General features: G+C 39.8%; 11 protein-coding genes and 1 pseudogene. 10 read left to right on the top strand and 2 right to left on the bottom strand.

Annotated features, from left to right (window positions below):
• Positions 1 to 326 precede the first annotated feature (326 nt).
• The 6 genes and pseudogenes from ACM0OP_RS15175 to ACM0OP_RS15150 form a co-directional block, all read left to right on the top strand.
• Complete coding sequence (locus ACM0OP_RS15175; protein WP_414529257.1) at positions 327 to 1,382, top strand: iron ABC transporter substrate-binding protein; 1,056 nt, start codon at positions 327 to 329, stop codon at positions 1,380 to 1,382.
• 135 nt (positions 1,383 to 1,517) lie between these two features.
• Positions 1,518 to 2,543, top strand: coding sequence for an iron ABC transporter substrate-binding protein (locus ACM0OP_RS15170; protein WP_414529256.1), 1,026 nt, complete (start codon positions 1,518 to 1,520; stop codon positions 2,541 to 2,543).
• Positions 2,544 to 2,546: 3 nt separating this feature from the next.
• Positions 2,547 to 4,166, top strand: coding sequence for an ABC transporter permease (locus tag ACM0OP_RS15165; RefSeq protein WP_414529255.1), 1,620 nt, complete (start codon positions 2,547 to 2,549; stop codon positions 4,164 to 4,166).
• A gap of 38 nt (positions 4,167 to 4,204) precedes the next feature.
• Positions 4,205 to 5,245 carry an ABC transporter ATP-binding protein gene (locus tag ACM0OP_RS15160; protein WP_414529254.1) on the top strand — a complete coding sequence of 347 codons (1,041 nt, stop codon included), beginning with the start codon at positions 4,205 to 4,207 and terminating at the stop codon, positions 5,243 to 5,245.
• Positions 5,246 to 5,488: 243 nt separating this feature from the next.
• Entirely contained in the window at positions 5,489 to 5,926 is a 438-nt protein-coding gene (locus ACM0OP_RS15155) for a CHASE2 domain-containing protein (protein ID WP_414529253.1), read from the top strand.
• 56 nt (positions 5,927 to 5,982) lie between these two features.
• Positions 5,983 to 6,192: pseudogene (locus tag ACM0OP_RS15150) on the top strand (CHASE2 domain-containing protein); the annotation flags it as partial.
• A 137-nt stretch (positions 6,193 to 6,329) separates the two neighbouring features.
• On the opposite strand, the gene ACM0OP_RS15145 reads toward ACM0OP_RS15150, so the two are convergent.
• The gene (locus ACM0OP_RS15145) at positions 6,330 to 7,670 is read right to left on the bottom strand and encodes an FAD-binding oxidoreductase (RefSeq protein ID WP_414529252.1); all 1,341 of its coding nucleotides are present in this window, start codon (positions 7,668 to 7,670) and stop codon (positions 6,330 to 6,332) included.
• Positions 7,671 to 7,800: 130 nt separating this feature from the next.
• The gene (locus ACM0OP_RS15140; RefSeq protein WP_414529251.1) at positions 7,801 to 8,271 is read right to left on the bottom strand and encodes a tetratricopeptide repeat protein; all 471 of its coding nucleotides are present in this window, start codon (positions 8,269 to 8,271) and stop codon (positions 7,801 to 7,803) included.
• Positions 8,272 to 8,975: 704 nt separating this feature from the next.
• On the opposite strand from ACM0OP_RS15140, the gene ACM0OP_RS15135 reads away from it, so the two are divergent.
• The 4 genes from ACM0OP_RS15135 to ACM0OP_RS15120 all read left to right on the top strand — a co-directional run bounded on the left by ACM0OP_RS15135 (position 8,976) and on the right by ACM0OP_RS15120 (position 11,558).
• A complete protein-coding gene (locus ACM0OP_RS15135; RefSeq protein ID WP_414529250.1) occupies positions 8,976 to 9,767 on the top strand; it encodes a DUF1868 domain-containing protein in 792 nt (263 codons plus the stop codon).
• A 605-nt stretch (positions 9,768 to 10,372) separates the two neighbouring features.
• A complete protein-coding gene (locus tag ACM0OP_RS15130) occupies positions 10,373 to 10,822 on the top strand; it encodes a hypothetical protein (protein ID WP_414529249.1) in 450 nt (149 codons plus the stop codon).
• Between the two features lie 158 nt (positions 10,823 to 10,980).
• Entirely contained in the window at positions 10,981 to 11,217 is a 237-nt protein-coding gene (locus ACM0OP_RS15125) for a hypothetical protein (RefSeq protein WP_414529248.1), read from the top strand.
• A gap of 77 nt (positions 11,218 to 11,294) precedes the next feature.
• Complete coding sequence (locus tag ACM0OP_RS15120; RefSeq protein WP_414529247.1) at positions 11,295 to 11,558, top strand: hypothetical protein; 264 nt, start codon at positions 11,295 to 11,297, stop codon at positions 11,556 to 11,558.
• Positions 11,559 to 11,615: the final 57 nt, after the last annotated feature.

The following is an 11,615-nucleotide window of genomic DNA, read 5'->3' as shown; positions in this document are numbered from 1 at the left end:
TTACCATATTTTGGGTTATTTTTATCACCTCTTTCTTAACATTCAACACTTCTGAGTTTAGACAAGAATAATTACTATCTAAATCTGATTGCTTTTAAGTAATTTTTCTGATTTAATGAAAATTACTATCATATAAATATAAAAACTCAACTTATAATTTTTGTCAATAAATTTGAACAAAAAATGGCACATTAGCATAGAATGACTAATTGTTAATCTGATTAACAGGAAGGTAAAAATTATTTATTAGTGGTGACTTAGCTGTATTTTTTCGTCAACATTGCAAAACAAATGTTGATATCAATTTTTTTTGTTCGGAGAAAGGTATGAAACGTCGTCAATTTGTTTATTTAGTCGGAATAGCAACTGTTAGTGGTGGACTAGCAGTTGCTTGTGAACCTAATTCTAATCCAACTACTACAATTCCAACTCCCACAACAGCAACTACAGAGTTAGAAGCAGGATTAGTAATTTACTCAGGACGCAATGAGAAATTAATTGGTGAATTAATTAAGCAGTTTGAAGAACAAACTAATGCTAAAATTCAAGTCCGTTATGGTGATACGGCAGAATTAGCAGCAGCTATTTTGGAAGAAGGCGCAAATAGTCCCGCAGATGTGTTTTTTGGTCAAGATGCAGGCGCTTTAGGAGCGTTGCAAAAAGCTGGAAGAACCGCACAGTTACCCAGTTCACTGGTGGATAAAGTAGATGCGGCTTACCGTTCTCCAGAAGGAGAATGGGTAGGGATTACGGGTAGAGTGCGTACAGTAGATTACAACACCAATTTAGTTAAAGCCGAGGAATTAACATCATCGATTTTTGATTTTACTGACCCGAAATGGAAAGGTAAAATTGCTTGGGCCCCTACAAATGGTTCCTTTCAATCCTTCGTGACAAGCTTAAGAGTAGTGGAAGGAGAGGAGAGAGCTAAGGAATGGTTAGAAGGTATTAAAGCGAATGAACCCAAAGTTTATCCCAACAATACATCAATAGTAGAAGCTTTAAGCCGTGGTGAGATAGCTGTAGGATTTGTGAATCACTATTATCTGGAACGCATCAAAGAAGATAGTCCTGATGTCCCCGTGGCGCATCATTTCACTCAAGATATTGGGTCTTTAGTTAATGTCGCTGGGGTGGCAATTCTAGATAGTGCCAAGAATCCGAATATTGCTCAAAGATTTACTGAATTTTTGCTTAGTGAAGATGCTCAAAACTACTTTGCTAATGAAACCTTTGAGTATCCTCTAGCTTCTGGAGTTGCTCCCCAAGGAAACTTGAAATCACTCAATGAAATTCGTCAACAAGATGAAAAAATTGATTTGAGTAATTTGAACGATTTGGATAACACACTGAAATTATTGCAGGAAGTAGCAGTTATCTAAGCTGTTATCAACACTTCTGGTGGTAAGGTAATGCAAGGAAAATAAAAATGAGAAGTTTTCTTGCTTACCAGTACCACTTAATGATAAATCTTAAAGATAGTGAAAACTATCGCTAAATTTTACCGTTAAAGAAAAATGCAAACTCTTAAACTAAAAACTTTACCATTAGCAAAAGTTACAGCTGGAGCTTTGGCTTTCATGTTGAGTTCCGGCATTGGTGTCAGTGTAAATGCACAAACCAGAACTCTAACTATCTATTCGGGTAGAGGAGAAAAATTGATTTCACCACTACTAAAACAAGCAGAAAAAGACTTGGGAATGAATATCCAAGTGCGTTATGGTGATACTGCTGAGTTAGCGATCGCCCTAGTGGAAGAAGGTAGAAACACCCGTGCCGACTTGTACTTTGCTCAAGATGCAGGGGCTTTAGGGTTGCTACAACGACGGAATCTCACACAGGCAATTTCACCGAATCTGCTCAACCAAGTAGATGCGCGCTTTCGCTCTCCTCAAGGACATTGGGTAGGTATTTCTGGACGTGCGCGTGTCCTTAATTACAACACAAACTTAGTTAAAAAAGAGGAACTACCTAAGTCCATCTGGGACTTAACCAGACCCCAATGGCGCGGTAGAGTTGCTTGGGCCCCAACTAACGGCTCATTTCAGTCATTTGTTACTGCCATGCGGGTACTAGAGGGAGAACCTAGAACTCTGCAATGGCTGCGAGCTATGAAAGCCAATGGTACTAAAGTTTACCGCAATAATACTACAATTGTCGAAGCTCTAGGACGGGGAGAAACTCAAATCGGTTTGGTAAATAATTACTATTTAGGTAACTTCAAAAAAACTAATGCTAATTTCCCGGTGGCGGCTCACTACACCAATCAAGACGCAGCCTCAATGATGAATATTGCTGGTGTAGCAATTACAAGTTCCACCAAGCAAAAAGCAGACGCAGAAAGATTTATAGCCTACCTACTCAGACCAAGTTCACAAGCATTCTTTGCTAAAGAAACCAATGAATATCCTGTCGTTTCAGGAGTAGCAGGACCAGTAAATCAAGTACCATTAAGTCAGATTAAGACACCCAACGTTAACCTGACAAACTTGCATGATCTGCCAGGAACGTTAGAATTGCTACAACAGGCAGGAGTTTTATAAGAGTTGAAATCATCGGTTCGCCCTCCATTATTTCTAATTTTAGCGGCGGCGGTAGTAGCAGTGGCTATTACCCTGCCATTACTATACTTAGTGATCCGTGCAGTGGGTATTGGTGGGGATGAGTTCTGGGCATTAATTTCTCGTCCCCGTAATATCACGGTGTTCTTTAATAGTGCGGCGATGGCGGCAACAGTAACTTTATTTTCCACACTGATTGCTGTACCATTAGCTTTTTTAACTGTGCGGACAGACTTACCTGCACGTAAATTTTGGTTAATCGCCACAACTTTACCTTTAGCTGTTCCTAGCTATGTGGGTAGTTTTGCGTTAATTGCCGCCTTAGCACCAAGGGGGAGTTTTTTACAGTTATTGCTCCAACCTTTGGGGGTAGAAGAATTACCTTCAATTTATGGTTTTCCAGGGGCTGTGTTAGCAATCACCTTGTTTACTTACCCTTATTTATTATTAAGTGTCCGTTCTGGTTTACAAGGTATAGATCCTTCTATAGAAGAAGCTGGCCGCAGTTTGGGTTATAGCAGTAAAGAAACCTTTTTTAAAGTAGTTTTACCACAGCTAAAACCATCCATGATTGCTGGGAGTTTATTAGTTGCTTTGTATTCATTGCGGGACTTTGGCACACCTTCGCTGATGCGATTTGATGCCTTTACGCGGGTAATTTTTATCCAATATAAAGCTAGTTTTAACCGCAACACAGCCGCAGTGTTATCTTTGATGTTGGTGACACTGGTATTGTTAATTTTATGGCTAGAGTATCGAGTGCGATCGCGCGCTGCATATTACAGTCGTGGTTCCGCCTCATTGCGTCCGCCGAAAATTGTTAAATTAGGAATGTGGAAATGGCCAGCGCTGAGTTTTTGCTTCCTGATCACTAGCTTCGGTTTAGTGTTACCAGTAGGCATTACCTTATTTTGGCTGATTCGGGGACTCAACACTGGTTACAGCTTTCCCAACTTGATACCCAGTATACTCAACTCAGTTTCAGCCTCTGCATTAGCTGCGATCGCCGCCACCGTCTTTGCCTTACCCGTAGCAATTTTATCAGTCAGATTCCCCACCAAAATCAGCGCCATCATTGAACGCTGCTCTTACATTAGTTTTGGCGTACCAGGAATTGTAGTAGCCTTATCATTAGTCTTTTTTGGTGCTAACTACTTGCCATTCCTATATCAAACATTGCCCATGCTGGTATTTGCCTATTTAGTCTTATTTCTGCCCCAATCAGTAGGAGCAGTCCGCACCAGCCTATTACAAGTCAATCCTCAGCTAGAAGAATCAGCACGCAGCTTAGGTAGAAATGCTTGGCAAACCCTCAGAGAAATCACTTTACCCCTCGTCAGACCTGGAGTAATCAGTGGTGCAGTCTTGGTCTTTCTCACAGCCATCAAAGAACTACCAGCCACAATGCTACTAGCACCCATAGGCTTCAACACCTTAGCCACACAAATTTGGCAAGCCACAGAAAACGTAGACTTTGCCGATGCAGCCGCCTCCTCCCTAGCCATGCTACTGGTTTCTATGGGTTCAACCTTATTAGTGCTATCTCAAGAAAACGTCAAAAAAGAAAAAATCACACCCAAAGCAGAAATTCCAGCCAAATTTTAATTTACTCACTCACCGCCTTCTTTCTTTTCTTATCTACCATGCAACAAGCAATTGTCCAATTACAGAATGTCACCAAGCAGTTTTCCCCAAATGTTGCCCCCGCCGTTGATAACATATCCCTCACATTGCAACAAGGGGATATATTGGGATTGCTTGGCCCATCTGGTTGCGGTAAAACCACGCTGTTGCGAATGATCGCGGGCTTTGAGAACCTGCAATCAGGAAAAATTGAAATTGGCGGTAAAATAGTTTGCCAGGGTTCTCTTTCCCTCCCAGCCGAACAGAGAGACATTGGAATTGTTTTTCAAGACTACGCCCTGTTTCCCCATTTAAACGTCGCCGAAAATGTCGCCTTTGGGTTAAAAAACGCCACAAAACAGCAAATCCAAAAAAGGATCAGCGAAGTCATTGAACTAGTCAACCTCCAAGGTTTAGAAAAGCGTTATCCTTACGAACTATCAGGTGGACAGCAGCAACGAGTCGCCCTCGCCCGCGCCCTAGCACCCCAACCCCAACTCATGTTGTTAGATGAACCCCTCAGCAACCTTGATATTCAAGTCCGGTTACGGTTGCGCGAAGAAATCCGAGACATCCTCAAAGCCGCCGGTACTTCAGCCATTTTTGTTACCCATGACCAAGAAGAAGCCCTAGCCATTTCCGATTTAGTCGGAGTCATGAAACAAGGACACTTAGAACAACTAGACACACCAGAAGAAATTTACACTCATCCCGCATCCAGATTTGTCGCCGAATTTGTAACTCAGGCTAACTTCCTTCCCGCCCGTCGTCAAGGTAACATCTGGGAAACCGAAGTAGGTAATTTTGAGTTACCAGTTAACTACACAAATGATACTGGCGAAATCATGATCCGTCAGGAAGGCTTAAAATTAGAAGCTGCCACTGATTCCCCTGTATTTATCCACAGTCGGAGATTTTTAGGACGCGAATATCTCTATTGTTTAAAAACTGCCTCTGGGAGAGAAATTCATGCTCGCACCATAGCAGATATGCCCCTACCAATAGGCGCACGAGTGCAATTATCTGTCCCCGGTGATAGTATCAAAGTTTTTCCCCAATAGATGACTACTGACTACTAACCTTCTGAGTTGTTAGCCCAGTCATTTCACTGGGATGAATGCAGTAGATAGCAATGACATTTGATCCGGTAAACCTGCTGATAATTGGCCAGGAGGAGCAGAAAACAGATGTCAATGGCATACTGTTCCTTTCCTGTCTAACCGCAGAGTAGAAGCTGTTGTGGTGACTCCTCTGGGGAAAAAACAATTGTATGAGTTGGCGGTTCCCTAATTTAATGTGATGAAATGATGATTCCATCTTGGAGAAAATCTCTGAGGGATATTCCCAATTATTTCCAACGTTCCATTTTAGAAAACCATTTATTGTTTCCTGGTATATTAACTACGCTGTTATCCCTGGGATTATGGCAAATAGGCGCTTGGAAACCTCTAGAGTTATTAGGATTTAATTTATTATTCAACGTGCGTCATTTTTTAGTTCCTACTAATTGGGATTCGCGCTTGGCTGTAATTGGCATTGATGATGCTACCTTGGCTCAGTATGGAGAATTTCCACTTGCACGCGATCGCTATACTCAATTATTAACCACTTTGGAAGCTGCTTCCCCCGCCGCTATTGGCTTTGATATTCTGTTTATCGAACCCAGCCATCACGATGCAAGACTAGCTGAAGCTAGGGAAAACCTACCATTAGTATTGGTATTGGCATTCATACTGGTCTAGTAGTTGCTGGCAGTATTGGAGGGTCTCAAAGATTGAACTAGTCTGTATTAGGAGATGCCGTAAATATTGCCTCTCGTTTAGAACAACTCAATAAAAATATGGAAGAGGGAAATCCTTATAATATTTTAGTTAGCGAAACAACATTTCAGCTAATTAATCTGCATTTTTCTACTCAAAAAGTGCAGAAAATGCAGCTACGTGGGCGGGAAAAATTAACAATGATTTATGCTATTATGGGAATGCGAAAACCTGAAGATACTCTGTAAATATTGTGGTGTTTTTGCTCTCTGCGACTCTGCGCCTCTGCATGAGATAACCTCATATCTTAATTCAGTAACACTGATTTTTCCATAGTTAACACAATTATTAAACTAATCCCATATAGCAACGAAAATATAATTGCTTAACTTGATATTTTAAATTCTAAAACTTTACTCTTACCAGGATTCATTAACCCATAAGGATCAACCATTTCTTTAAACGTTAACTGCTCCGGGTCAATCACTTTTCTACCGCCATCTTCAATAATATATGTATGAGGATTAGCAATAGATACCCCCTTGGCTTCATGATAACGAATAATTTCATTCAGGCGTTCTTCTGTGGTGTAACGCACAAGCTGTAAAGCACCCGGAATTACTCTACCATTAACTCGAAAAAATTCTAAATGCATCATCACTTCATCACCAAAATAATGATATAGATGTTCTAAAATTTCCAAGTTACCATCAGCCGGAAACATACTTTGCAAATATGTAATGGAAGTATCTACACTGCGGGCGTGAAGGGTGGTGTGGTTCCAAGTAAATTCTCCCAAGTGTACACTTTTTTCGTGAGCTAGTTTTTCATAGGTAATCTGTCCACCATATTGCTGTACTAAACCGGGTAATAATTCCAAGGTGGTTTCCGCCAGCATTAATAAGACTGAGTGAGTCCCTTCCGGAATATACTGTTGCAGGGGATGAAAGTATTGGGAAACCGACGATGCAAACACCGCAATCAATTTTTTGACCATCCCGTCAGCATTACCAAGGGCTTGTCCAAACTTGGCTGCTGCCATAAAGTCGTTAAATGTAATAATAACTTCTGCCCAAGGGTAAGCAGGCCCTAAAGGAATTTCTGCTTCTGTGATAATGCCGTTAATTCCCCAAGCATGGGTGACTTTCTGCACATCGTCACCACGTAATTCAATCACACGGGGTTGATCTTCTAACGTTACCACTCGTAGGGCTAAAATATTACCGCGATCGCCTAACAACCCATATTGTATTGAGCCAATACCCCCACTCCCACCAGCAATAAATCCCCCAATAGTCGCTGTGCGGTATGTCGAAGGGGCCATACGGATTTCCCAGCCGATGTCTCTCGCTTTTTTATCAATCGCTGCCAATTTTACCCCAGCTTCTACCCGCGCTACCCCTGGTTTTACCCAAGGTATCTCCTGCATCTTAGACATATCTAAAATTACCCCACCATGTAAAGGCACACACTGGCCATAATTACCAGTCCCCGCACCTCTGACAGTTACAGGTATTTTGCATTGGACACAAGCAGCTGCAACCTTAATTACTTCTTGTTCATTGGCTGGACGGACAACAATATCCCCCACTTTTCCCGCTAGCTTTGGTACTAAAACCGGGCTAAAGGTGTGATAATCCTGGGATAATTTGGCAACTTGCGTGGGTTCGGTAATTATTTCTATATCGGGAAGAGAGTTAATCAGAGTATCTAATCTTTTTGTCATAGTTTATATCCTGATTTTTAACGCAGATTTACGCAAAGTTCAACGCCAAGGAACGCGGAGAATTTCAATAATAAGATTCCTATTGATGAGGAAGGCAAAAAATTAATGAAATAATAAAATCAATCCTGATTCAGTTGAGTCTGAGTGTACATTCTAAAATTAGTTTTTGATTAACTAAAGAATAGGGTTGTATTTCTAAAGCGCGTTTAAATGTTTTGATAGCTTGACCATACTCTCCTAAAGCCGCGTAACACAAGCCCATCCCATGAAGTGCGCCAAAATGTACTGGGTTAATCTGAATCACCCTCTGACAGTCTGCTAAAGATGATTTATACTCACCTATGCTGTAGTGGAGAAAAGCCCGACGATTCCAGGCTTCAGCAAAATCTGGTTGCTTTTTGATCAGTTCTGTCAATATTGCTTCGGCTTCAGCCATTTCTCCCGCATCTAGTAATTTTTGACTCTGGTCAATTCTTTCCAGCCCGTAAATTCCCTTTTGCTGAAACCAGATCCGCCAGAGTTTCTTTGTTGCTTGCTCTCTCACTGTCACATCCGGGTTTTTCAAGTCTTCCAGCAACGAGTTGATAGATAAAGAATCCATAAATTTGAGATCAGGAATTATATTTTTGTATCTTTGTTTTAAAATATCAAGTTTTCCCGAAAATCTACTAAGCCTTTTTTAAAGACATCTTTAATTTTTTGCCATGCTCATTAAGTATTAAGCAATTTTTTAAAGGTTTGCTGTATTAACTAATACTATTTAGCCGCATAACTATATAGACTCTGCCGTGATTATTCATGAGAATAGCAAAGTTGGAAAACCAAAAACTAACTATTACCAGATTACAAATACTTGGTGACTAATAGTTCATAAAAACATCACAAAAGAACATAATAATATGCTGTTTTAGCCAGTAATGAATCCCACACATAAATTCTGATTCAAAATATAAATAGGACTCCTATCTGATTTTTGATAGCTTGCGTGGCGTAGCCATACAATCTCGGCTTAACACAAAAAGGTTATTCCCCACTCCCCACTCCCTACTCCCTACTCCCCACTCCCTACTCCCCACTCCCTATTATTTATACCCCAGCCCATCAGAAAATCATGTTCCCTGCTCAAATCTGAGACTGAGATATTGGGTAGAGTATAAAATCATGTCTGGGAAGCCTTGTGTTGCGTATCGATACATCACTTTTTGTGATGAATTTAAAGCCCAAACCTTACACTTTTTAACTCACTCTGCTAATGTGAGTAAATTTCCCTACAATCTATCAAGTGAGAGCGCGAGGCTAAAAAGATTGGACGACAACTATCAAGCGTACTTGAATCGGGTAGCAAGAATGACGCTACCAGAAGCCTACAGATCCCAAATTCAGCATATTCAGGAATCTGCTAAGTTTCATTTGCATTCTGGTTCTAGACAAGCCGCACCTTTTCCAGGGTATTCACTCATTACCCCTCCTGCGGCAGAAGATGCAAACAACTCTAGTTTCTATACCAAATTACAATCTTACCAGCAGGAACTTTTACAGGTAGCTGTGAACACTGATTTGATTGTCCCTATCCCCTCAGCTAGTTTTCATGTGACTTTAGCTGACTTGATTTGGGACAGTGCTTATATTCATGCGTGTGAAAAAAACCCTGAATTTGGAGAACAATTACGTTCTTGTTGTGCTGAAATATTTCAGCAGTATCAACAATCCATGACAAACGGAACTGATCCGATTCAATGGCAAATGCTGGGATTGATAGTAATGCCTAGAGCTATAGGTATTTGTCTAGTCCCACAAAATCCAGACTCATATCAGCAGATTATTCAATTTCGCCGCCAAATTTATCAAAATCCTAAGTTAATGGCTTTAGGTATTGAACAGCACTATCACCACTTTACAGCCCACGTGACATTAGGCTATTTTGGCGAGATTTCACCCAATTTAGACCGGGAAAATCTCGGTACTATGCTTTCTGAGTTGAATCAGCAATGGCTGCTAAATTCTCCAGAATTTTTAATCCAGAGTGTAGAACTACGGAAGTTTGATGATATGACCCAATATTATCGTCAACCAGAGTGGCCGATTTTAAATTTTTAGGGACTAAGGAACAGGGAAAAGTTTTTCATCCCAACTACCCAATAGCCCGTCTCTTGTGACGTATGCCCACACTTACAGCTTTCTGAAGTGTGGGTTTTTCAGCGTTTCTCGGTATAGCAAACCTGGGAAGAAGGCAATTTCCCTATGTTTGTTGGGAGAAACCTGCTTTAACTATATTTTTCTGATAAATCCCAAACATTTTAGCTAAAAACTAGAAAATAAGCCGCAAAATTCTAGTTATTTCCTTCATTTAGGAAACATAGTAACTAATTACTCGTCATTCGAGATTATCCTCAACCGATGAGTATTATGTATCAAGCTAGGTGATGTTAAATGCTGTATTTGTTTTCACAAAAGCTATATTTTTGAAAAAATTTGACATCCTATCTGAAATCTTGCTAGTTGAGGTTGTATTGAATTATGTCCATATCCAATTGAGATAGCTAAAGTACCTCCATTCTGGCAAAATTCGTTGTTTAATCATAGTGTTACTGATTGAATTGCTAAAAATTGAGTAAGTAAATTATCAGTACCAATGATATAAAAACAATGCTGATCAGATGTTTTCTGATGCTATCTTTATCAGACTATAAAGGAAAATTTCAGTGATCAGAATTTTATGGGATGCTGATTTGATATTAGAAGCTTTGATGAATCGGCAAGAATTTACAGAAGATGTCGGAAAAATATTAAACAATGTACATCCATTAGTTGAGATGTATATCACAGATATTGGCTGGCAAAAAATTTATACCTATGCCAGATGCTTAAAGAATACTCAGACTGCGGAAATAATACTTTTTTGGTTAAAAGATAAAATAGAGGTTTGTCTGGTTGACCAGCACATTCTCCAAACAGCACGTTTATTACCTGTGAGAGATTTTGAATCAGCTGTAGAGTTCTCCTGTGCTAGTTTGTATGAGCTAGATGCAATTGTCACCCATAAACCAGAGGATTTTGCAGAGTCTACGAATAAGTTGTGGATTTGGTCGATCAGTGAACTGTGGTTACGTGCATATTTAGAGAATCAGTTACAGGGAAGTATATCTAGTTAATTGATTGATATTTACCTGCAACTACTAGGTTTTTACATCCTCTAAGGGGGAGTAATTTTACGTATTTTTGTGTTGATTCATTAACCTGGACAGCAAAACCAAGCACAAATAATCAAATTATGGCAATATAAATAAAATCTTAAGAAGTAGAGGAAATCATGATAACTGCTAAGATGATGCAACAACTTTGGGCTGTAATCGAATCGACTCAAGTTACTACTCTGTTACAGTTTGACGATGCCACTTTAATCCAATTACTGCTTCAGAAGTTTAGATCCCAAGCAGTGCTTGATACCCAAACAGATAGCAGCCTGAATAGTTACATCAAATCTAAACTGCCGTTAATTCGTGATACAGCTGAAGGCAGATTATCCTGTGGTAAAGGACATAATTAGTAAAAATAATAAGATAACTACGCATACTTAATATATATGGTCAATTATTCTCTTGAAATTTAACCTTGATAAAATATATGAATCACTGGCTAGGAATTGCCCTGGGAGCTTATTTAATTGGAGCAACAATTGAAGGGGTGAATACAGTCAGTCAGCTATCTCATTCAGTTAAAGAGTTAGCTAAAGATCACGAAGAATCATCACCATCAGATAATCCACCTCACTTAAATTGGCAAATTTTGACTACTATTGCCTCAGTTAGTATGTGTGGATCTTTGTGCTGGCCATGCCGACTGATCCACCGTTCTATTAAAGGGTGGGTTTCATCTAGAAACTTATAGTTAATGATATTGATGAATAATATACACAATTTTAGAAAAAATTTTTAGTCCTGTGGC

Origin of the sequence: Nodularia chucula CCY0103, from assembly GCF_963923915.1 — a bacterium.
In the GTDB taxonomy this organism is placed as follows: domain Bacteria; phylum Cyanobacteriota; class Cyanobacteriia; order Cyanobacteriales; family Nostocaceae; genus Nodularia; species Nodularia chucula.
The sequence above is the reverse complement of the archived record's forward strand: the minus strand, read 5'-3'. Positions and strand labels throughout refer to the sequence as shown.

Bases quoted from the DNA above. Each gene is read 5' to 3' on its own strand.
- ACM0OP_RS15160 (WP_414529254.1), top strand. From the start codon at position 4,205: ATGCAACAAGCAATTGTCCAATTACAGAATGTCACCAAGCAGTTTTCC.
- ACM0OP_RS15125 (WP_414529248.1), top strand. From the start codon at position 10,981: ATGATAACTGCTAAGATGATGCAACAACTTTGGGCTGTAATCGAATCG.
- ACM0OP_RS15170 (WP_414529256.1), top strand. From the start codon at position 1,518: ATGCAAACTCTTAAACTAAAAACTTTACCATTAGCAAAAGTTACAGCT.
- ACM0OP_RS15145 (WP_414529252.1), bottom strand. From the start codon at position 7,670: ATGACAAAAAGATTAGATACTCTGATTAACTCTCTTCCCGATATAGAA.
- ACM0OP_RS15120 (WP_414529247.1), top strand. From the start codon at position 11,295: ATGAATCACTGGCTAGGAATTGCCCTGGGAGCTTATTTAATTGGAGCA.
- ACM0OP_RS15140 (WP_414529251.1), bottom strand. From the start codon at position 8,271: ATGGATTCTTTATCTATCAACTCGTTGCTGGAAGACTTGAAAAACCCG.
- ACM0OP_RS15155 (WP_414529253.1), top strand. From the start codon at position 5,489: ATGATGATTCCATCTTGGAGAAAATCTCTGAGGGATATTCCCAATTAT.
- ACM0OP_RS15175 (WP_414529257.1), top strand. From the start codon at position 327: ATGAAACGTCGTCAATTTGTTTATTTAGTCGGAATAGCAACTGTTAGT.